Origin of the sequence: Agromyces sp. NPDC058484 (assembly GCF_042720415.1) — a bacterium.
GTDB lineage: Bacteria > Actinomycetota > Actinomycetes > Actinomycetales > Microbacteriaceae > Agromyces.
The window spans coordinates 47,266-67,939 of record NZ_JBHXMP010000014.1 but is presented as its reverse complement, the minus strand read 5'-3'; the positions used below and the strand labels follow the sequence as shown (position 1 = coordinate 67,939).

Genomic DNA, 20,674 nt, shown 5'->3' with positions numbered 1-20,674 from the left:
CGACATCCGCCCGCGACATCCGCTCCTATTCGAGCGCTGCGAACCGCTCGATGTCGCCCTCGGTGCCCGTCACGATGATGAGGTCGTGGTTCGAGACGACGGTCTTCTCGGTCGCGTAGGTGAACGGCTTGCCGGGACTCTTGACGCCCACGACGGTGATGTTGTACTTCGAGCGCACGCCGGACTCCGTGAGCGACCTTCCGCGGATCGGCTTGGGCGGGTACATCTTCACGAGGGCGAAGTCGTCGTCGAACTCGATGAAGTCGAGCATGCGCCCGCTCACGAGATGCGCGGTGCGCTCGCCGGCCTCGCGCTCAGGGTAGATCACGTGGTTCGCGCCGATGCGCTGCAGGATCTTGCCGTGCGAGGCCGAGATCGCCTTCGCCCAGATCTGCGGAACCTTGAGGTCGACGAGGTTCGCGGTGATGAGCACGGATGCCTCGATCGACGAGCCCACGGCGCAGACCGCGATCGAGAAGTCCTGGGCGCCGATCTGCCGCAGCGCGTCGATGTTGCGTGCATCAGCGACGACCGCGTGGGTGACGCGCTCGGCCCACTTCTGTACCAGCGTCTCATCGTCGTCGACGGCGAGGACCTCCCGACCGAGGCGGTCGAGCTGGCCGGCCGTCGCCGCGCCGAAGCGGCCGAGGCCGATCACGAGCACCGGTGCGTCGTGCTTGATCCGATCAACCAACGATGGGCCTCTCTTCGGGACGCTTGTACAACTGCCGGCGCTGACTGGCCGCCAGTGCCGCGGCGAGAGTCACTGTACCAATCCGCCCCATGAACATGGTGGCGGCCATCACGTACTTCCCCTCGGGTGGGAGGTCGGCGGTGAAGCCGGTCGACAGCCCGCAGGTGGCGAACCCCGAGATCACGTCGAAGAGCACGAAGTCGAGCGGGGCCTTCGTCATCTGGGTGAGGATGATCGTCGAGACGGCCACGATCGTCGCTCCCCACAGCACGACGCTCACGGCGAGGCGCAGCATGTCGCGCGGGATGCGCCGGCCGAACGCCTCCATCGAGGGCGCGCCCCGCGCCTCGGCGAACGCGGCGAGGAAGAGCACCGCGAGGGTCGTCACCTTGATGCCGCCCGCGGTCGACGCCGAGCCGCCGCCGACGAACATGAGCATGTCGGAGACGAGCAGGCTCGACGGGTAGAGGTCGGCCATGTCGATCGTCGAGAAGCCGCCCGACCGGGTCATCGCCGACATGAACAACGACTCGAACAGGGTCTTGCCGAAGCTGAACCCGCCGTACGTCTTCGGGTTGTCGTACTCGAGCACCAGGAAGGCGAGCGCACCGAGCACGAAGAGGATGACGGTGGTCGCGAGGGTGAGCTTGACGTGCACGCTCCACCGGCGCGGAGTGCGCCACAGCCGCGCGAGGGCGAAGATCACGGGGAACCCGACGCTGCCGAGGAACACGTCGAGCATCAGCAGCGACTGGAACCAGTAGTCCTCGAAGAACTCGACGGGGCCGGCCGCATTCGGGGCGAAGCCGGTGTTCGTGAAGGCGCTCACCGAGTAGTACACCGAGTACCAGGCGCTCGTTCCCAGGTCGTACCCGGCGGCGAGCACGCTCGGGATCATGCCGAGCATGATCACCGCCTCGATCGTCAGTGTGCTCACCGCGACGGTGACGAGCAGGCCGCCCACCTCCCCGAGGCGGACCGCCTGCCCCTCGGCCACCGGGCCCGCGTGCAGGCGCGACGGGTTCGTGTCGCTCGCGGCCATGAGCTTGGTGCGCAGGCCGAGTCGTCGAGAGATCACGAGGCCGAGGATCGACGCGAGGGTCAGCACGCCCATGCCACCGACGTTCATGCCGATGACGATCACCGCGTTGCCGAAGGGCGACCAGTACGTCGCCATGTCGACCGTGCTGAGACCCGTGACGCAGATGGTCGAGACCGCTGTGAACACCGCATCGGAGAGCGGCGTGCCACTCGCCTCGCCCGCGCGGGCGATCGGAAGCGAGAGCAGCAGGGTGGTGATCAGGATGAGCGACGCGAAGACGAGGATCGCGAACCGCGACGGGGAGCTCCTGACGAGAGAGTCGATCGCATCGCGCACTCGCCCCAGCCAGGACCGTCGGTCGAATCGGCCGCGGCGGCCCAACGGCTCTGCGCGCATCGAGCCCCCCTTTGTCCGCCTGCCGTGACCGATCGCGTGTCATGGTACTCCTCGCCGTGAATGACTAGCCTTGGGGCATGGCGGACATCTTCGACGTGGTGGCGGATTCGACCAGGCGCGACATCCTGGCGGTCCTCCTCGACCGCGAGACCACGAGCCCCGGCTCGGGCGGCGAGATCAGCGTCTCAGAGATCGTCTCGACGCTCGGCCTCAGCCAGCCCACCGTCTCCAAGCACCTGAAGGTGCTGCGCGAGGCCGGACTCGTGGGCGTGCGCGAGAAGGGGCAGCACCGCTACTACCACCTCGACCGTGGTCCGCTCGAGGTACTCGAAGACTGGCTCATCCCGTTCACGTCGTCGGATGCCGCAGCAGATGCCGCGACGCTTGCGGGCGCCGCGGGAGGCGACGCCGAGACCCTGAACGACGACCAGCGCGCATTCGCCTCGGCGATCGGCAAGGCCTTCGCCGAGACCGCGCACCAGGTGACCGCGGTCGTCGCGGCGAAGAAGCGCAGGTAGCCGTTCGCGCCCTCAGCCCTTCTGCCCCTTCGCGACGATCGCCTCTACGTCGGCGCGAGGGAGCGGGAAGCCGTCCATCCGGCCGACCGGAAAGTTCCCCATCATCTTGATCAGTTCGCTGTCTTCCTCGCCGGTCGTGGATTGCAGCGCAGCGCGCAGTTCCGGGCCCGTGTTCGGGTCTGCGAGCACCTCGTCGAACGTCGACATCAGCGAGATCGGCAAGTTGACCTCGTCGCCGGCGACCTGCACGGTGGCCGACGTGCGCAGGTCGCGGCTGGACGCACCCACCTCCACGGTATACGTGCCGCTCTCGACGATCCAACGCTCGACGCGGATGTCCCAGTAGGCCAACTCTCCGCGCCGGAGGGTCAGCGTGATCTCCTTCGTCTCACCCGGCTCCAGCGCAACGCTCTGGAAGGACTTGAGCTCTCGCGGCGGGCGTTGCACCGAGGAACCCGGGAGCGAGATGTACGCCTGCACGACCTCGCGGCCGGCGATCTGGCCGGTGTTGGTCACCGAGACGGTCACCACGACGTCGCCGTCGGCGTCGACGGATGCGGAGGCGCCGGAGATGTCGAAGGTCGTGTACGACATGCCGTAGCCGAACGGATACCGCACGTCCAGGCCCTTGGCGTCGTACCAGCGGTAGCCGACGAGCAGGCCTTCGCCGTAGCGGACATGCCCGTGCTCGCCCGGGAAGTTGCCGAATGCAGGGGTGTCTTCCAGGCGCAACGGGATGGTCTCGGCGAGCTTCGCCGAGGGGTTCACCACACCGTAGAGCACGTCGGCGGTTCCTCCGCCTCCGGCCTGACCCAGCAGCCAGCCCTCCAGGATCGCCGGAACGCGATCGGCGAACGTCAGGTCGACCACGCCACCGTTCGAGAGCACCACGACGAGATTCGGGTTGGCGGCGACGACCGCGTCGAGCAGCTCCAACTGCGCGGCCGGCAGGTCGATGTGATGGCGGTCGAAGCCTTCTGACTCTTCGCTCGCAGGAACGCCGAGGAAGAGCACGACCGTCTCGGCGTTCGCCGCGACCGCTACGGCATCTTCGCGGAGGGCGGCAGCGTCGCCGGACCCGTCGGTCGTGAAGCCGGGCGCGTAGGCGACCTCGCCCTCGGCGAGCGCACGGATCTCCTCCAATGCGGTATCGAGACGGGTCGGAATGATCTGCGAGGATCCGGCGCCCTGATAGCGGGGCACCTCGGCGAAGACACCGATCACGGCAACCCTCGTGCCGCGGCTCAGCGGCAGGATTACGCCGTCGTTCTTGAGCAGCACGATCGAGCGCCCGGCGACCTCGCGAGCCAGGGCGTGGTGCGCATCCACGTCGAGCGGTCCTTCCACGACCGGCCGCGCCAGAGCCTTGCGGACGAGGTCGAGCACCCGGTCGGCGACCGCATCCAGCGCGGACTCCGCCATCCGCCCCTCGCGGACGGCGGCGACGAGCTCGGCATCCGTGCGACCGTTGCTGGACGGCATCTCCAGATCGAGGCCGGCGGGGACGCCCTCGACTCTGTCGTTCACGGCCCCCCAGTCGGAGACCACCACTCCCTCGAAGCCCCAGTCGTCGCGGAGCACGGTGGTCAGCAGCCACGGATCCTCAGACGCGTAGACGCCGTTGAGGCGGTTGTAGGAGCACATCACCGTCCACGGCTGCGTGTCCCTGACCACGCGCTCGAAGCCTCGCAGGTAGATCTCGCGCAGCGGGCGGGGATCGATGTCGCTGGAGACCCTGAGACGGTCGGTCTCCTGGTTGTTCGCAGCGAAGTGCTTCAGCGACGACCCGACCCCCTTCGACTGGATGCCGCGGACCAGACCGGAACCCATCACGCCGGAGACGATCGGATCCTCGGACATGTACTCGAAGTTGCGGCCGCATAGCGGAGAGCGTTTGATATTGATGCCGGGGCCGAGGATGACGGCGACGCCCTCGATGGCCGACTCGATGCCGAGCGCTTCGCCAACACGCTCGGCCAGCTCGGGATCGAAGCTCGCGCTGAGGCCGACCGCGGGCGGGAAGCATGTCGCGGGCACGCTCTCCGACAGCCCGATGTGATCCAATCCGCCGGACTGCTTGCGCAGGCCGTGCGGCCCGTCGGTCATCATGATCGAAGGGACGCCGACGCGGTCGATCGCCTTGGTGGTCCAGAAGTCGGCTCCGCTGGTGAGGGAGGCCTTTTCCTCGAGGGTGAGATCGCGAGCGCCCGGAATCTCAGGTGAATCAGTCATGGCAGCTCCCAGGCGGTTGATGGACGGCGATGTTGCCGCACAAGGGATGCCCATGCGGTGTGCAGAAACATAGCCGTGGAGGTTTCCCTGCACAAGGCTGCGACGAGACGCACGAAGGTCGCGAGTACGTGACGACGAGGCATCCGCGCCTCTTGTGGTGAAGAGCGGAATGGCCTAGCTTTCTTCCACCGAGGCGAGGAAGACGCCAAGTATCTGTGGCGTCGGGTCGAAGGATACAGCCATGACTACGTCGAGCGGTTCTGCAGGTGGTGTGCCTTCGGGCCTGACCGGGGTCGTTCGCGAGCATCACTGGTTCCCCGAACCGACGGAGCCGGCGCCCCGCAAATACATCGTCGGCCTCATCGTCGCCCAGCTGATCTTCTTCATCGCGTTGCTGGGGCCAGCCATCATCGGCGTCGGCCTCAAAGTGATCTCGATCGTTCCCGCCGAGGGGACGGAGCGTGAGTCGGCGGTCGCGCTCATCGCCGGTCTCGGTGCGGCCGGCGCGCTGGTCGGGAACGTGGTCTTCGGCCGCCTGTCCGACCGGACCACCTCGAAATGGGGCCGTCGCCGGCCCTGGATCGTGAGCGGCACCGTCGTCATGACGATCGGCTTCTTCATCATGGCCATCGGCCCCTATGTTCCCGTGGTGGCGGCCGGCTGGCTCGTAGCGCAGCTCGGGGCGAACGCGACGCTCGCCCCATTCATCGCGACCATCTCGGACCAGGTGCCGAAGTTCCAGCGCGGAAGCATCTCGGCCCTCGTGGGGATATCCCAGAACGTCGGCATCCTCGGCGGCACGTATGTGGCCGAGCTCTTCCAGGACCAGATGATCATCATGTTCGTCGGCCCATCGATCCTCGCAATCGGCGCCATGGTGGTGTTCGCCTTCCTCCTGCCCGACCAGGTGCTCCCGGTGAGACCGCCGCGGATGAACCTCGCGGAGTGGGTGACCACGTTCTGGGTGAGCCCCGTGAAGAACCCCGACTACGCGCTGGCCTGGTGGTCGCGTTTCCTGGTCATCCTGGCGACCTTCATGTTCACCACGTTCCGCGTGTTCTACGTGAACCGCCAGCTCGGCGCTCCCGAGGACGAGGTGGCGAGTGTGATCACGATCAGCGTGCTCATCTACACCATCGCGCTCGTGGCCACCGCGTGGGTCGCCGGAAAGCTCTCCGACAAGACCGGCCGCAGGAAGATCTTCGTCGCCGGTTCCGCCGTGATCTTCGCGATCGGCACGGTGATGCTCGCCTACACGAACGACGTGACGATGTTCTACATCGTCGAGGCAATCCTCGGGTTCGCCTACGGCATCTACATGGGGGTCGACCTCGCGCTCGTCGTCGACGTGCTTCCCAACCCCGACGATGCGGGCAAGGACCTCGGGGTGTTCAACATCGCCAACGCGCTGCCGCAGACGATCGCACCGCTCCTCGGCGGAATTCTCGTGGGCATCGGTGCCGCTGCGGGCGGGGCGAACTATCCGCTGCTGATGTGGAGCGCCGGAATCCTGGCCCTGATCGGTGCCGTCGTGATCCTGCCGATCAAGAAGGTCAGATAGATCGTGCCGGCGCTCTCCGCCCGCTTCAACGCAGCGGCTTGATCATCTCGAGTTCGAGGCCGCCGGGTTCGAGCTCGTACTCGCGGCTGCGGCCGGTCATCGTGAAACCCAGCTTTTCGTAGAAGCGCAGAGCCCGGGGGTTCGCTTCGTGCACTTCGAGACGAAGGGTGTCGCTGTGCCGTCGCGCCCACTTCTCGACCTCGTCGAGCAGCAGCCGGGTAACGCCCGCCGTTTCGCCGCGGTAGTCGGGCGTGACGTAGACGCCAACGAGCAGAGGGCCGGTCGCGGCATCCGGAATGTACCCGCCCATGTGGCCGATCCAGCGCTGCCCGTCGATCGCGACCACCGACGTCTGACCCGGCGTCGTGCCACGGGCCGCGCGCAGGCGCCACCCGGTCTCGTCGACCAGCAGGGCGTGTTCGATCGTCTCGGCATAGGCCAGCGGCGTATCGCGCAGCATCTCGAGCCGCAAGGTGCGCACCTCGCGCCAGTCCTCCTCGTTCGTGGTGCGGATCATGAGGTCGGAGGCGCGCATTCCCCCGAGAGTAGCCGACGACCGAGAATAGGCCGGCCGCGGCATCCGGTAGACTGTCCCGAGGCTTTCCCGCCCCTGGCTGCGGCACGCGCGGCCGACTGATCTTTCACTGTGAGGTTTCGATGGGTTCCGTCATCAAGAAGCGCCGCAAGCGCATGGCGAAGAAGAAGCACCGCAAGCTGCTTCGCAAGACGCGTCACCAGCGTCGCAACAAGAAGTAGTCGTCTCGCACGACCGGCTGAGCGTCAGGCCCGCGGGCCTGACGCTTTTCGCTGTGCGCGCTGCGCTGCACTTCTCCGGTCGAGTGGGCGCACGTGGCGGACGTACGATCGACACATGACCCGCGACATCCGTCTCACCCTCATCGGCAAGCCCGGCTGCCACCTCTGCGATGACGCGCGCGAGGTCGTGCAGGCCGTGGTCGCCGAGGTCGAGTCGACGGATGCCGCGACGCGCGTGTCGCTCGAGGAGCGCTCGATCCTCGACGACGACGGGCTCGCCGAACTCTACGCAGAGGAGATCCCCGTGCTCCTCATCGACGGCGAGGTGCACGACTACTGGCGCGTCGACCCGGTGCGGCTGAAGACGGCGCTGCTCGCGAGCGCGTAGTCGCGGGCGGCCGGCGGGGCGCGCGGCCGGCGGGCCGATCGGGCGTGGTCGCGGCATCCGGCGCGTCGAAGCTTGCCCGCGCGCGTCTCAGGGCGTTGACTGTGCACATGACCTCGCTCTGGAGGGATGCCGCTGCGGTCGCCGCGAACGGGCGGCCCGCCCCGAACGCCCGCGTCGAGGGGCCCGTGTCGCCGGGGGAGCGGTTCGACGTCGCCGTCGTCGGCGCCGGCATCACCGGGCTCTCGACCGCGCTCATGCTGGTCGACGCCGGCATGCGGGTCGCGGTGATCGAGGGCCGTGACGTCGGCGCGCTCGCCTCGGGCCGCAACACCGGCAAGGCGAGTGTGCTGCAGGGCGCCATGCTGCAGCGCATCCGCGCGGGGCATCCGGCCGAGCTCGTGCGCGCGTACGTCGAGGCGAACCTCGACGGCCGGCGCTGGATCGCCGGGTTCGCGCAGCGCAACGGCGTGCCGGCGTCCGAGGAGACTGCCTACAGCTACGCGACCGCGCCCGACGGGCTGGAGATCGTCGATCGCGAGTACGACGCGGCATCGGAGGCCGGCCTGCCGGTCGAGCGCGTCGACGAGCTGCCGGTGCCCTTCCCGTTCGCGGGGGCCGTCGCGCTGCCCGCGCAACTGGGGCTCGACCCCTACCGCCTGCTCGTGGCCATGGCGCGCGCGTACGTCGCCGCGGGCGGGGTGCTGCTCGAGGGGATGCGCGTGCAGGGCGTGCACGCCGGGCGCCCGGTCGAGCTGCGCACCCCGCAGGGCGTGGTGCGAGCGGATGCCGCGGTGATCGCCACGGGCCACCCGATCCTCAACCGCGGGCTGTACTTCGCGAAGCTGCGCCCGTCGCGGTCGTACCTCACGACGTACCGCGGCGGCGCCCCGCTGCCGGGCGGGCTGTTCATCTCGGTCGACGGCGACACCCGGTCGCTGCGCATGGTGCCCGACGTCGACGCCGCCGCGCCGCCGCTCCTCATGGTGGGCGGGAACCACCATCCGCCGGGACGGGTCCCCTCGACCGAGGCGAAGGTGCAGGACCTCGTCGACTGGACCGGCCGGCACTTCCCGGGAGCCGGCCTCACCCATCGGTGGGCCGCGCAGGACTACCACTCGGCGAACATGATCCCGTTCGTGGGCTGGATGCCGCGGGGCTTCGGCCGGGTGTGGGTCGCGACCGGCTACGCCAAGTGGGGGCTCACGAACGGTGCCGCAGCCGGCATCCGCATCTCGGAGGAGATCCTCGGAGTGCCGTGGAACGAGCGGCGCCCGTGGATCCGGGTGCTCGCCACCCGCACGACGACGCCGGCCGACCTCGGGCGCGGTGCGGCGGAGGGCGCGCAGGTCGGCCGATGGATCGCGGTGGGCTGGGCCGGCGCCGAGACGCGACGTCGACGCACGCCCGCGGACCGGCCCGCCGAGGGGCAGGGCATCGTGGTCGCCCGCCACGGCGTGCCGTACGGCGTCTCCACGGTCGACGGAAGCACGTGCGCCGTGCGCGCCGTGTGCACGCACCTCGGCGGGGTGCTGCAGTGGAACGATGCCGAGCGCACCTGGGACTGCCCGCTGCACGGCTCGCGGTTCGAGGCATCCGGAGCCCGCATCGAAGGCCCTGCGGTGCACGACCTGGCCGAGGAGCCGCGGGTGCCGCGGCGGCCGGTCGAGTAGCCGGTCGCAGCCGACGTATCGAATCCTGCCGCCCAGACCAGGCGTAGCGCCTACTCGGTCGACGGGACGTCGCGGGCGCAGCGGAACCCGATGTGCGTCGTCGCCGTGTCGTCGGCCTGGGGCGAGCGCGCCGCCGGGCGGTAGCGCAGGCAGTACTCGGGGGAGCAGAGGTGCGAGCCGCCCTTGAGCACGCGGCGGGGGATGCGCGACCCCGGTTCGGCGGATGCCGCGGCGAGCAGGTTCTCGCGATTGCCGGCCTGGACCGGCTCGGCGCCGGGCATGTCGTGCCGCGGCGCGTAGAAGTCGGTGGTCCACTCCCACACGTTGCCCGTGACGTCGTAGAGCCCGTAGCCGTTCGCCGGGAACGTCATGACCGGCGAGGTGCCGACCCACCCCTCGGCGCCGGTGTTGCGATAGGGGAACGACCCCTGCCATTGGTTCACCATGAGCCGGCCGTCGGGACGCTCGTCGTCGCCCCACGCGAACCGCGCGCCGTCGAGGCCGCCGCGTGCGGCGTACTCGAACTCGGCCTCGGTGGGCAGGCGCTTGCCGGCCCACTCGGCGTACGCCGTGGCATCCGTGAAGCTCACCTGCACCGCCGGATGGGTCGGCTTGTCATCGACTGACGACGGGCCGTCGGGTCCGAACGGATGCCGCCAGCTCGCGCCGGCGCCCCACCGCCACCATTGCCGCCAGTCGCGTAGGTCGACGGGGCCGGGCGTCGGGGTGAACACGAGCCCGCCCGGCACGAGGTCGGCCGGATCGGCGCCGGGGAAGTCGGCCGGATCGAGCGGTCGCTCGGCGACAGTGACGTATCCCGTCGCCTCGACGAACGCGGCGAACTGCTCGTTCGTCACCGGATGCCGGTCGATCTCGAATGCGGCGACAGTGCGCTCGTGCACCGGCGTCTCGTCGGGGTAGAACTCGGCCGAGCCCATGCGGAACGTGCCGCCGTCGATGCGGACCATGGGCGTCGTGGCGACCGGGCGGGTCGGGAGGGTGACGTCACGGGGGTGGCCCGGGCGGCGTTCTTTCGCGTGGCTCATTTCGCTCACGGTTCGAGCCTATTGCCGTCGGCGGTGTTGCCTTCCGCATTCTGACACCGGGCGAGGATGATCGCCAGCACGGCGACGGACATCGGGTAGCGCGTAGAGGCCGGTGACGGCGAGGTGCCTGGTCGGGGCGCGCGGGTCGAACTCGACGCTGACATTCGACCTGTGCCATCCATCGGCGTAGGGTGCAGACATGGCCGACCAAGCGGTCATCCGTGACAAGCTTCGCCTGATGTTCGAAACGCCCGGCGGCGACGTCGCGCATGCCGAGGCGCTTTACCACGACGACGCAGTCCTGGAGTTTCCACAGTCCGGCGAGCGCTACGACGGCCGCGAGACGTTCACAACCTGGCGGAGTCAGTACCCGGCGGGGGTCGCATTCCAGATTCTGCGGGTGACCGTGCGCGATGATGTCGCGGTGGTGGAGTTGACCGCGCGCTACGACGGCGGCGCTGGGATGTACGGGGTCAGCATTCACGAGTTTCGCGGCGACAAGATCTCGCGCGAGCGCATCTATGTGGCCGAGGGGTGGGACGCGCCGGATTGGCGCAAGCCCTGGCGCTCTGACCGGGCGGTCGACAACCCGGGCTTTTGACCCCCGGCCGCCCCGTATTCGGCTTGCGGAACCCGACCGATTACATCGTGCGTAGCCTGGTCGAAGCTGGTGGCTTCAGCGCCCCATCTCCATCACGTGCAGTGTGGTGCGGGTATCGAATCCGCAACAGGGCAGACAGCGGGCCTGCGGCGGCCGCCGCTCTCATTCCTCCACGAGTAGCTGGAAAAGGTCGTGGTCCTGCCACTCTCCCGCGATCTTCAGGTACCGGGGCGCCATTCCGATGGGCCGGAATCCCACTCGGGCCAGCACCCGCTGGGACCATTGATTGTGCCGCAGGGTCTCCGCCTGTACGCGATGAAGGCCGAGATCGCCGAATGCGAGCGCCGTGATCGCCCGCAGTGCATCGGTGGCGTAGCCGCGGCCGTTCGCCTCCGGAGCGACCCAGTACCCGACACTGCACGACTGGAATGGCCCGCGCACGATGCCGTTCAGCGTGACGCGGCCGACGACGTCACCCGCCTCGTCGAGGATGACCTGCGGCAGCGCCACACCGCGCCCATGGTCTGCTCGCACGCGTCGGATCACCTCCGCCTGTCCCTCGGTTGTGTAGTGGGAGTTCTCGCGCACGGGATCCCAAGGCGCGAAGAACTCCCGTCCGTCTGCCTGCAACTGCGCGAGCCTCGGTGCATCGTCGATACTGAGGAGTCGGGTCGTGGCAGCCATCTTCCCAGCCTCGCACGCCATTCGTGACGTGACCGCTTGCCGCCCGACGGATGCTCCGACGGCTCACGTGAGCAGATGCGTCGAATAAAGCTTCTGGGTATCTGCCTAGATGAAGCTGCGCTTCATCGCCCCGCTTGAGGCGTGGATACGCAACTCTTGGGCGCGTCGAAGGATGCCGAATACGGTGTCGTTGCGCGGGTAGTGCACCATGACGGACTTCACCGAGACAGATGCCTAGAATAAAGCTTCGAGCAACAAAGGAAAAGCGGCGAAGGATATATCGAATATACCTTCCCACAACAACGCCAACTCCAGTAGAATCGAGCTATGCCAGAAGCGCCCGTCGCCCTCCACGGTCTGGAGAACGCGTGTGCTGAGGTGCAGGAGTCGTGGGGCGGATCGCTGCTGCGGCCCTCGAGCGAAGTCGATGCCGACGTTGGGCGATGAGCGATTCGGGACTTGTGCGCGCGACTGAGTCACTGGCTCAACTCGCCCGAAGAGTCGAATCTCTTCAGGCGCGGTGCGCTGCAGAACTCGCAGCGCGATCCCGTCGGGCTGAAGGCGACGATCTCGCGCGGAAGCACGGGTTCGCGTCACCCGAACGGTTGATCGCGCAAGCGACCGGTCGTCGGTACTCCGATGCGGCGAGGCTGGTGGCTGTCGGCGAAGCGACCGCGAAGCGGGCGTCGTTCACAGGTGAGTCGTTGCCTGCGCGGCGCCCACGGCTCGCCGCCGCACTCGGTGTGGGCGCGATCTGCGTCGACGCCGCGGAGCTGATTCGGCGCTTCCTCGACGGCATCGCGCCACGCGCCGATCGCGACCTGCTCGACGCGGCCGAGGAGTTGCTCGTCGACCGGGCTCCGCTCGTCGGTGTCGACGGCCTGGTGCGATTGGTGAAAGAGCTCGAGGCATGACCTGCAGCTTCGTGCGGATAGGTCGACCGGCCCGGAAGTCGGGGTGAACACGAGTCCGCCCGGCACGAGGTCGGCGGGATCGGCGCCGGTGAAATCGGCCGGATCGAGCGGGCGCTCGGCGACGGTGACGTATCCCGTCGCCTCGACGAACGCGGCGAACTGCTCGTTCGTCACCGGATGCAGGTCGATCTCGAAGGCGCCGACGGTGCGGTCGTGCACCGGTGTCTCGTCGGGGTAGAACTCCGCTGAGCCCATACGGAACGTGCCGCCGTCGATGCGGACCATGGGCGTCGTGGCGACCGGGCGGGTCGGGTCGCCGGGGTCGCCGGGGCGGCCCGCGCGGCCGGGGTCGCCGGGGCGGCCCGCGCGGCCGGGGTTGCCGGGGTGGCTCGTGTCGCTCACCGTTCGAGCCTATGCCCGTCGGCGGCATGAGCGGGGTGCGCAGACCTGCAACGGCCGATCGCGCTATGCAGCCAGCAGCCGAGTGACTGATCGTGCGGCGGTGAGGCCGGATTCGATGGCACCGTCCATGAAGCCGTTCCAGCCGTTCGCGATATCGGATCCGGCGAAGAGCACCCGGCCATGGGCAGCTTGGAGCGCGGGCAACGTCGACAGCTGTCCCGGCTGGAACGATGACCAGGTGCCGCGAGAGAACTCGTCGGCGCACCAGTCGTGGCCGTCGGTTCCGAGGATGTGCGCCTCGGCGGGAAGCATCCCGGCGAGCGCGTCCCGCACCGCTGTCTCGTCGTTCGGCGGCACGCGCATCGCGTCGGGGCCGAACCCGACGACGAACTGGCTGCCGTCGTCGCGGACCTGCTCGGTGACCACGGCGGTCAGGGGCAGGTCATCGGGAGCTGTGGTGAATACCGGTTCCTGAAGCCCTTGGACGTGCGCCCACACCTTCATGCCTCGGCCGGCATGCCCGTGGGAGAGCGCCGAAAGTCTTGCGGCACCGAGCGCCGGCTGGAAGTGCAGGGCCCCGAGCGTATTCAGCGGCACGGCCACAATGGCGACCGCCGCGGTGAACGGCGTGCCGTCGCGGGCGACCACTGTGACTCGGCCGTCAGCCTCCTCGACTGCATCGACCGGCGTGGTCAGCCGGATCGCGGGTTCGCCGTCGGTCGCCACAGCCTTGACGAGGTCCGACGTGTGCAGGGCTGTGGCGCCGAGTGTGTCCATCATGGCGGTGAAGCTCCACCCGGCGAGGGAGAACTCTCGCATCATCGAGGTCAACGCTGACTCGGAGCATCGCGCCGAGCAGGACGTGCTGAGGATCGCGTTCACGATGTCGCGTTCGTCGGCGCTCAGGCCGCTGGCGTCGATGCGGTCCTGAACGCTCAGGTGGTCCACCGCTGCGACCTCCTCGGGAACCGCGAGAGGCTGGTACGGAAGCGGGAAGATGTCTCGCGCGTCGGGGTAGAGACGATCGAATGCACCCTGCAGCTGCATGGCCATCTCGAAGCTCGGACGATCGTGCAGTCGACCGTCGCCGCGATACGACCACCGAGGCGGCAGGGGCAGCACTCGTGAGGAGAGCCCATACCGTGTCATCTCGGCGAAGACATGCGGCTGGAACCAGTGCACGAACGCTCCACCGAGCTCGACATCGCCGCCGAACCGCTGGCTGGAGTAGGCTCGCCCACCCAGTCGGTCGCGTGCCTCCAGCACGAGCACGCTCAGTCCGGCGCGACGCAGCTCGCGGGCAGCCGTCAGCCCGGCCAGGCCGCCACCCACGACGATGACGTCGTGCACGTCCTGGGTGGTCTCAGCCTCGGAGGTCGTCGTCCCGGTGGATCCATCCGAGTTTCTCATGAGGTCCTCCTCCCGACCTTCGCGGCGCATCATCTCCCGCTTCGCCGCGGACCCGGCAGAATGTGGCGTCGGGTCGATCTGGGACGAATGTACCCCCGCTCGAAGAGCGCGCGCATCCCTCAGACCGCACGACCAGCCGTTCTCATGCGCCGGTTCGATTCCCGGACGCGTATTTGACCGCCTGCACCCGATTGCTCGCACCCAGCTTGGCCAACAGGTTGCTGACGTGGTGCGCAGCGGTCTTCCGCGAGATGTGCAGACGCGCGGCGATCTCGGGATTCGTCAGGCCGTCTGCAATCAAATCGAGCACTTCCTGCTCGCGCCGCGTCAGCCGTGCCGATGAGCGCGGCACGTGTCGCCCCGGCGCTCCCAAACTGCGCAGGATCTCGGCGGCGATGTCGCCGTCTCCGGACGCTCCGAGCCGATCGAAGGCGTTGAGGGCCGCACGGGCCTCGGCGGTCGCAAGTGGTGGCGAGTCCGGTGCGAGCCTGCGCGCGAGTTCGAGCCGCACGCGACCGGTTTCCAGAGGCAGGTTCATCGCGGCGAAGAGTTCGAGCGAACGCTCGAAGCAACGCACGGCGACGGATGCCTCGGTCGCCAGCCGTCCGTGGGCGAGCGCGGCGTGTGCGGCATCGATCCCCGGGCGACTCACGGCGCTCCGCTCATCGAGTATCGCCGCTGCCGACGTCGCGGCCGCACATTCGCCGAGTTCGAGCAGCGCCTCGATCTTGACGGCGAGGGCCGTCGCCGCCTCGATCGAGTGCCCGTGGCCGCCGGCGTGCATGGGAACCGCGGTGTTCATGGAATCGGAGTCGAACCACCGGCCGACGAGCGCGACGGCGCTCGCCGGATCGCCGAGGCGCAATGCAAGGCCGGCGGCGGCCACGGCGGCCTGTATCGGCGCGCCGGCACGCTCGATGAGGGCCCCCGCCTCCTCCAGGCGCCCCTGCCGGGTGCGGAGCTCCGCCAGTCCGGCGACGACGCGAGCGTGAATGGCGGGGAAGGCCCCCCTTGCGACAGTCGCCGCACGGGTGAACTCGGCCTCGGCTTCCGGCCATCTGCCCGACAGCATGAGCACGCGACCATATGAGACGCGGCATTCGGCGAAGAGGTACGGGCATCCGCGCCCCTCCATGAGCGCGTCGGCGGCATCCGACCATGCTCGGGCACGGTCCAGGTCTCCCGTGATGTCGCACACCGTCATCATCGAGCACGCCGACATCACGACCGTGAAGAAGTCGGCCGGCTCGCCGGCGATGACGCCGGCCATGGCCTCGTCGACATCGGACAGGCCGGCCGCTGTCTCGCCGAGCTTCACGCGAGCGACACCCCGTTCGGCGAGCGCGCAGAGCTCAAGGTCCCGGTTCCCGACATCCCGTGCCACGGCGAGCGCATGCTCGAGCAGTTCGTGGCTGCGGGCGGTGTCGGTCGTGAGGAGCGCGCCCTCGTATGCGAGCCACCCCCTCGGCAGGACCGATTCGTCTCCGGCGAGCACACTGCGCGCGCGGGTGTGCCAGCCGTTGGCGGCCACCCGATTGCCGAGCGCCATCCCATAGGAGAGGCAGAGCCAGATCGCCGAGTCGACGGCGGCGACGCGGTCACCCGACCTGAGGCTCACGGCGTACGCACGCTCCCGGAACCGCACCGCCTCCCTCATGTCGCCGAGGAAGAAGAGCGCGTCGCCCAGGCCGGCCAGGGATGCCGCGGAGCCCGTCTCGAGCACGGCCGCCTCGAACGCAGTGCGCGCCGCCGCCCAGTCGCCCGCCGACATGGCGGCCGTGCCACGATCGAGCGCGGACTGCGCGGTCACCTCACCATTGTCGCAGCGCCACCGGCGCAGCCGGCCGAGCGTCGGGCCGAAAATGGGTCAGGTGCCCGATCCGTTGAGGCCAATCGGATCGCATCATCGTTCCAAGGGCGGATCTCCCGCCCGGAGGAGAGCCGAACCATGATCCCACGAGAGCGATATGCGGGCGCCATCGACGCGTTCAACCGCGACGACCCGGCAGGGTTCGCTGCGATCTACGCCGAGGACGCGATCGTCCACGACCCGCTGTACCCGCAGCCGCTTCGCGGACGGGCGGCGGTCGAGCAGGACGCCGCCGACCTGCGCCGCGCCATTCCCGACGCCCGGTTCACGCTGCTCGACGTGCTCCAGGACCAGTCGGCCATCGCCTTCCGTTACGGACTGATCGGAACCCACCTGGGCCCCCTGTCCACGCCCGATGGCGAGATCGCGCCCACCGGCAGCACGATCGACGTTCCCGGAGCCGTGTTCTCACGCCTCGATCGCGACGGCTTCGTCGAGGAGGAACGACGCTACTTCGACGTCTCGCGCCTGCTCGCGCAAGTCGGGCTCGTCAACGTGGCGTGAGCCGACGCGGCCGTCGTCGTCATTTCACGTTCACGGCGTGATCCGCAGCGTGCACGCGCGAGCAAGCGGCCTGAGCATCATCTCGAGCGAGGACGAACTCGTGCGGTACTTCACGCGGTAGGCATCGTCGACACGGGAGAGTTCCGCGTCATCCGTCACCCGTTCGACGACGACGCGCTCGAGATCGTCGCCGACCTCGAACCCGACACGACCCCGCGCGGTCGCCCGTCGATACCACCGTCCGTCGCTGCCGTACTCGGAACGGATGTACGGCACGTCATCCACGACCACCGACCAGATCGGCGTCGACACGTCGTCGCCGTTCTGCCTCGTCGTCACCACCGTCACGACGGAACGGTCTGCGAGGTACGCGTGCAATGCTTCGACGTTCATGATGCTCCCAACGCCATTGTGCCCCTGCTGGATGACCGTCGGAAGGGGATGACGGGAAGGCTACGGAAGCAACCGCGTCGGTCCGCGGAACAGGTACGTGGTCTCGCGGATCGAGTGCTCCTCGAGCATGAGCATGAGCACGCGGGCCAGCCCCATGCCGAACCCGCCGTGCGGCGGCACGCCGTAGCGGAAGAAGTCGAGATAGAACCCGAGCTCCTCGGGGTCGAGCCCCTTCTCGCGAGCCTGCTCGACGAGCACGTCGATGCGGTGCTCGCGCTGCGCGCCCGTCGAGATCTCGACGCCGTTGTAGATGAGGTCGTAGCTGTTCGTGAGCGTCGGCTGCTCGGGGTGGCGCATGTGGTAGAACGGCCGCAGGCTGATGTCCCAGTCGGTCAGGAACACGAAGTCGTGACCGTAGGTCTCGCGCACGTACGCCGAGATCTGACGCTCGCCCTCGGGGTCGATGTCTGCGTCGTCGCGCGGGATGACGTAGCCGCGGTCTGCGACGATCTGCTTGGCCTCGGCGAGGGGAATGCGCGGGAACGGCGTCGTCGGCACCTCGAGCTCGATGCCGAACAGGTCGGCGATCTCGGCGCCGTGCTTCTCCTTCACGGCGGTGATGCCGGCGACGAGCAGCTCCTCGTGCATCTTCATGACGTCTTCGTGCGAGTCGACCCAGCTCATCTCGGCGTCGATCGACGTGAACTCGGTGGCGTGCCGCGACGTGAACGACGGATCGGCGCGGAACGCCGGCCCGATCTCGAAGACCCGGCCGAAGCCGGCCGGCTGCGCCATCTGCTTGAAGAACTGCGGGCTCTGTGCGAGGTAGGCCGTGCCGTCGAAGTAGCCGACCTCGAAGAGCTCGGCACGCGACTCGCTCGCCGAGGCCATGAGCTTCGGCGTGTGGATCTCGATGAAGTCGTTGTCGATCCAGTACTGCCGGAGCGCGTGCTCGAACGTCGTCTGGATGCGGAAGATGAGGTGCTGCTTCGGATGCCGCAGGTCGAGGAAGCGCCAGTCCATGCGCTTGTCGAGGCTCGAGTCCGCCGCAATCGGGGTCTCGGGGTTCGCCTCGCCGACGACCTCGAGCGACGCGATCTTCACCTCGATGCCGCCGAGCTTCACGCGCTCGTCGTGCTTCAGCTCGCCGGTGACGATGATGAACGAGCCGTGCGTGAGCGCCGAGATCGACTCGGTCAGGGCGAGGCGAGCGGCGCTCCCTGAGCCTGTCGAAGGGGCCGCGGCCACTTCGACGGGCTCAGTGAGCGAGGGGTCGAGCTCACGGGTCGCCGGGTTCACGAGCTGAACCGCCCCCGACTCGTCGCGCAGGATGACGAACTGCACCTTCTTCTGATCGCGCACCGTCTCGACCCATCCGGCGACGGTGACGGTGCCGTCGGGGAGCGCGGCGAGGTTCTTGACGAGGGTGCGGGGGCTGGAGGTCACGATCGACCATCCTACCGGTGGGGTTCTGGCTCCTCGGCGGATTCAAAGGGAACCGCTCTCTAGACTGGAAGCCGTGCCGGCCGAGCAGATCCATCTCGTGCGCCATGGCGAGGTGTTCAACCCCCAGGGCGTGCTCTACGGTCGACTCCCCGGATACGGCCTCTCCGACCTCGGGCGTCGGATGGCGCAGGCCGCCGCCGCCGACCTCGTCGCCCTCGGCCGTCCGATCAGTGCACTCGTCTCGTCGCCGCTGCAGCGCACGCAGCAGTCAGCCGAACCCATTGCCGCGGCGTTCGGCCTCGAGACGATCCTCGACGAGCGCGTCATCGAGCCCGAGAACCGCTTCGAGGGCAAGCGCATGACCGGGCGCGACGGCGCCCTCCGCGACGTGCGCAACTGGACCTACCTCGTGAACCCGTGGGAGCCCAGCTGGGGCGAGCCGTTCCGCGAGGTCGTCACCCGCATGCTGCACGCGATGAACGAGGCGTGCGACGGGGTCGACGACGGCGACGCCGTGATCGTGAGCCACCAGCTGCCGATCTGGATGGTGCACCGCAGGGTCGCCGCGAAGCAGCTCGCCCACGACCCCCGCCGCCGCCGCTGCGCGCTCTCGAGCATCACGACGTTCGAGCGGCGCCCTTCGACCCTTCGACAGGCTCAGGGCACCGCAGGCTCAGGGACCGGCTGGGTCGAGGTCGGCTACCGCGATCCGGCGGCCGGCCTGGCCGTGCACGCGACCGATGTGGGGGCGGTGTGATGCGGCTCGATACGCTCCTGCGTCGCTACTCGACCGCCGGGATGGCGCTCGCCGCGGCATCCGCCCTGCTGCTCACCGGCTGCGCGAGCGATCCGCTCGCCGACCAGTTCCGCGAGGGCAGCGGCAAGAACTACATCGCCGGCGACGGCACCATCTCGGTCTACGCCGAGGGGCAGCGCGGCGAACCGATCACCTTCGACGGTGAAACGACCGGCGGTGCTCGATTCGACTCCGCGGATGCCTCGGGCAAGGTGCAGGTGGTCAACTTCTGGTATGCGGGCTGTGCCCCGTGCCGGGTCGAGGCGCCAATCCTCGAGCAGGTGCACGCCGAGCAGGACCCCGGCGAGGTGAGCTTCGTCGGCGTCAACGTGCGCGACCAGGCCGGAACCGCGGCCTCGTTCGAGGAGGCGTACGGCGTCGGCTACCCGTCGATCCTCGACGTCGAGTCGGGCACGGCGCAGCTCGCGTTCGCGGGCCCGGTGCCGCCGGCCGCGGTGCCGACGACGATCGTGCTCGACCAGGAGGGCCGGGTCGCCGCGCGGGTGCTCGGGCAGCTCGAGGAGGCCTCGATCCTCTCCACGATCATCGACGACCTGCTCGCCGAGCAGGCATAGGGCCGGCGACACGGCATGGGCGGCATCGGCGAGATCGTGCTGAACGGGCAGCTGTTCGCCGCCGTCCCCATTGCGCTCGCCGCGGGCCTCGTGTCGTTCCTCTCCCCATGCGTGCTGCCGCTGGTGCCCGGGTATCTCGGCTACCTCGGCGGGTTCGCGGATGCCTCGGCCGTGGCAACCGAGGAACGACGCAACCGGCGCAGGCTGGTGCTCGGCGTGATCCTGTTCATCGCGGGGTTCACGCTCGTGTTCGTCACCTTCAACCTGCTCGCCGGCGTCGCCGGCGCGTGGTTCAACGCCTACGGCGAGGTCGTCACCCGGGTGCTCGGCGTGCTGCTCATCGTCATGGGGCTGGTGTTCATCGGGCGGTTCACGTTCCTGCAGCGCACGATCAAGCCGTCATGGCGTCCGGCGACGGGCCTCGCGGGGGCGCCGCTGCTCGGCATCGTGTTCGGACTCGGCTGGACGCCGTGCATCGGCCCGACGCTGGCAGTGGTGCTCGCCCTGAGCGCCGACTCGGAATCGGCAGGTCGCGCTGTGCTGCTCGGCCTCGCGTACTGCATCGGCCTCGGCATCCCGTTCCTGCTCGTCGCCCTCGGCTTCGGCTGGGTGACGGGGTCGCTCGCGTTCTTCCGTCGCCACATCCGCGCGATCAACCTCATCGGCGGGTCGCTGCTCATCGCGATCGGCGTCTTCATGGTGTCGGGCCTCTGGTCCATCTGGATGTACGAGCTCCAGGCGGTGATCACCGGCTTTGTCCCCGCGATCTGACCCCG

Annotated in this window: 21 protein-coding genes and 1 pseudogene; 11 read left to right on the top strand and 11 right to left on the bottom strand. The window is 68.8% G+C overall.

What is annotated here, in order from left to right:
- Nucleotides 1-25: 25 nt before the first annotated feature.
- Nucleotides 26-694, bottom strand: coding sequence for a potassium channel family protein (locus tag ACFWN7_RS12555; protein ID WP_376939144.1), 669 nt, complete (start codon nt 692-694; stop codon nt 26-28).
- Complete coding sequence (locus ACFWN7_RS12550) at nt 687-2,132, bottom strand: TrkH family potassium uptake protein (RefSeq protein ID WP_376939143.1); 1,446 nt, start codon at nt 2,130-2,132, stop codon at nt 687-689. The genes ACFWN7_RS12555 and ACFWN7_RS12550 overlap by 8 nt, the downstream gene beginning before the upstream one ends.
- A 77-nt stretch (nt 2,133-2,209) precedes the next feature.
- Here ACFWN7_RS12550 and ACFWN7_RS12545 point away from each other — a divergent pair, with 77 nt between their 5' ends.
- Nucleotides 2,210-2,650 carry an ArsR/SmtB family transcription factor gene (locus tag ACFWN7_RS12545; protein WP_376939142.1) on the top strand — a complete coding sequence of 147 codons (441 nt, stop codon included), beginning with the start codon at nt 2,210-2,212 and terminating at the stop codon, nt 2,648-2,650.
- 12 nt (nt 2,651-2,662) lie between these two features.
- Here ACFWN7_RS12545 and ACFWN7_RS12540 read toward each other — a convergent pair whose 3' ends face one another.
- Nucleotides 2,663-4,882 (bottom strand): glycoside hydrolase family 3 C-terminal domain-containing protein, encoded by a 2,220-nt coding sequence (locus ACFWN7_RS12540; RefSeq protein ID WP_376939141.1) that lies wholly within the window; start codon nt 4,880-4,882, stop codon nt 2,663-2,665.
- Between the two features lie 241 nt (nt 4,883-5,123).
- Here ACFWN7_RS12540 and ACFWN7_RS12535 point away from each other — a divergent pair, with 241 nt between their 5' ends.
- Nucleotides 5,124-6,443, top strand: a complete 1,320-nt coding sequence (locus tag ACFWN7_RS12535) for an MFS transporter (protein WP_376939140.1) — start codon at nt 5,124-5,126, stop codon at nt 6,441-6,443.
- Nucleotides 6,444-6,468: 25 nt separating this feature from the next.
- On the opposite strand, the gene ACFWN7_RS12530 is transcribed toward ACFWN7_RS12535, so the two are convergent.
- Nucleotides 6,469-6,978, bottom strand: coding sequence for a GNAT family N-acetyltransferase (locus tag ACFWN7_RS12530; RefSeq protein ID WP_376939139.1), 510 nt, complete (start codon nt 6,976-6,978; stop codon nt 6,469-6,471).
- 122 nt (nt 6,979-7,100) lie between these two features.
- Here ACFWN7_RS12530 and ACFWN7_RS12525 point away from each other — a divergent pair, with 122 nt between their 5' ends.
- The 3 genes from ACFWN7_RS12525 (at nt 7,101) to ACFWN7_RS12515 (ending at nt 9,257) form a co-directional block, all read left to right on the top strand.
- On the top strand, nt 7,101-7,199 hold the full coding sequence (locus ACFWN7_RS12525) for a 30S ribosomal protein bS22 (RefSeq protein WP_003792170.1): 99 nt from the start codon (nt 7,101-7,103) through the stop codon (nt 7,197-7,199).
- A 115-nt stretch (nt 7,200-7,314) separates the two neighbouring features.
- Complete coding sequence (locus ACFWN7_RS12520) at nt 7,315-7,587, top strand: glutaredoxin family protein (protein ID WP_376939138.1); 273 nt, start codon at nt 7,315-7,317, stop codon at nt 7,585-7,587.
- Between the two features lie 107 nt (nt 7,588-7,694).
- A complete protein-coding gene (locus tag ACFWN7_RS12515) occupies nt 7,695-9,257 on the top strand; it encodes an FAD-dependent oxidoreductase (RefSeq protein WP_376939137.1) in 1,563 nt (520 codons plus the stop codon).
- A 50-nt stretch (nt 9,258-9,307) separates the two neighbouring features.
- Here the strand turns inward: ACFWN7_RS12515 and ACFWN7_RS12510 are convergent, their stop codons facing one another.
- Nucleotides 9,308-10,225 carry a formylglycine-generating enzyme family protein gene (locus ACFWN7_RS12510; RefSeq protein WP_376939182.1) on the bottom strand — a complete coding sequence of 306 codons (918 nt, stop codon included), beginning with the start codon at nt 10,223-10,225 and terminating at the stop codon, nt 9,308-9,310.
- A gap of 277 nt (nt 10,226-10,502) precedes the next feature.
- Between ACFWN7_RS12510 and ACFWN7_RS12505 the strand changes: the two genes are divergently transcribed.
- Nucleotides 10,503-10,904 carry a nuclear transport factor 2 family protein gene (locus ACFWN7_RS12505; RefSeq protein WP_376939136.1) on the top strand — a complete coding sequence of 134 codons (402 nt, stop codon included), beginning with the start codon at nt 10,503-10,505 and terminating at the stop codon, nt 10,902-10,904.
- 162 nt (nt 10,905-11,066) lie between these two features.
- On the opposite strand, the gene ACFWN7_RS12500 is transcribed toward ACFWN7_RS12505, so the two are convergent.
- Nucleotides 11,067-11,588 carry a GNAT family N-acetyltransferase gene (locus ACFWN7_RS12500; protein WP_376939135.1) on the bottom strand — a complete coding sequence of 174 codons (522 nt, stop codon included), beginning with the start codon at nt 11,586-11,588 and terminating at the stop codon, nt 11,067-11,069.
- Between the two features lie 443 nt (nt 11,589-12,031).
- On the opposite strand from ACFWN7_RS12500, the gene ACFWN7_RS12495 reads away from it, so the two are divergent.
- The gene (locus ACFWN7_RS12495; RefSeq protein WP_376939181.1) at nt 12,032-12,502 is read left to right on the top strand and encodes a DUF222 domain-containing protein; all 471 of its coding nucleotides are present in this window, start codon (nt 12,032-12,034) and stop codon (nt 12,500-12,502) included.
- 18 nt (nt 12,503-12,520) lie between these two features.
- Here the strand turns inward: ACFWN7_RS12495 and ACFWN7_RS12490 are convergent.
- The 3 genes and pseudogenes from ACFWN7_RS12490 to ACFWN7_RS12480 form a co-directional block, all read right to left on the bottom strand.
- Nucleotides 12,521-12,787: pseudogene (locus tag ACFWN7_RS12490) on the bottom strand (SUMF1/EgtB/PvdO family nonheme iron enzyme); the annotation flags it as partial.
- Nucleotides 12,788-12,967: 180 nt separating this feature from the next.
- Nucleotides 12,968-14,314, bottom strand: coding sequence for a flavin monoamine oxidase family protein (locus ACFWN7_RS12485; RefSeq protein WP_376939134.1), 1,347 nt, complete (start codon nt 14,312-14,314; stop codon nt 12,968-12,970).
- A gap of 142 nt (nt 14,315-14,456) precedes the next feature.
- Nucleotides 14,457-16,124 carry a LuxR C-terminal-related transcriptional regulator gene (locus ACFWN7_RS12480; protein ID WP_376939133.1) on the bottom strand — a complete coding sequence of 556 codons (1,668 nt, stop codon included), beginning with the start codon at nt 16,122-16,124 and terminating at the stop codon, nt 14,457-14,459.
- Nucleotides 16,125-16,262: 138 nt separating this feature from the next.
- On the opposite strand from ACFWN7_RS12480, the gene ACFWN7_RS12475 reads away from it, so the two are divergent.
- Complete coding sequence (locus tag ACFWN7_RS12475; protein WP_376939132.1) at nt 16,263-16,688, top strand: ester cyclase; 426 nt, start codon at nt 16,263-16,265, stop codon at nt 16,686-16,688.
- A 30-nt stretch (nt 16,689-16,718) separates the two neighbouring features.
- Here the strand turns inward: ACFWN7_RS12475 and ACFWN7_RS12470 are convergent, their stop codons facing one another.
- Both ACFWN7_RS12470 and aspS read right to left on the bottom strand, forming a co-directional pair.
- Nucleotides 16,719-17,081, bottom strand: coding sequence for a DUF2255 family protein (locus ACFWN7_RS12470; protein ID WP_376939131.1), 363 nt, complete (start codon nt 17,079-17,081; stop codon nt 16,719-16,721).
- Nucleotides 17,082-17,141: 60 nt separating this feature from the next.
- A complete protein-coding gene (aspS, locus tag ACFWN7_RS12465; protein ID WP_376939130.1) occupies nt 17,142-18,527 on the bottom strand; it encodes an aspartate--tRNA(Asn) ligase in 1,386 nt (461 codons plus the stop codon).
- Between the two features lie 73 nt (nt 18,528-18,600).
- Here aspS and ACFWN7_RS12460 point away from each other — a divergent pair, with 73 nt between their 5' ends.
- From ACFWN7_RS12460 to ACFWN7_RS12450, 3 genes are read left to right on the top strand one after another with little or no spacing between them, the layout of a single operon-like run.
- Entirely contained in the window at nt 18,601-19,284 is a 684-nt protein-coding gene (locus ACFWN7_RS12460) for a histidine phosphatase family protein (RefSeq protein ID WP_376939129.1), read from the top strand.
- Complete coding sequence (locus ACFWN7_RS12455) at nt 19,284-19,898, top strand: TlpA family protein disulfide reductase (protein ID WP_376939128.1); 615 nt, start codon at nt 19,284-19,286, stop codon at nt 19,896-19,898. The genes ACFWN7_RS12460 and ACFWN7_RS12455 overlap by 1 nt, the downstream gene beginning before the upstream one ends.
- A gap of 15 nt (nt 19,899-19,913) precedes the next feature.
- Nucleotides 19,914-20,669 (top strand): cytochrome c biogenesis CcdA family protein, encoded by a 756-nt coding sequence (locus tag ACFWN7_RS12450; RefSeq protein WP_376939127.1) that lies wholly within the window; start codon nt 19,914-19,916, stop codon nt 20,667-20,669.
- Nucleotides 20,670-20,674: the final 5 nt, after the last annotated feature.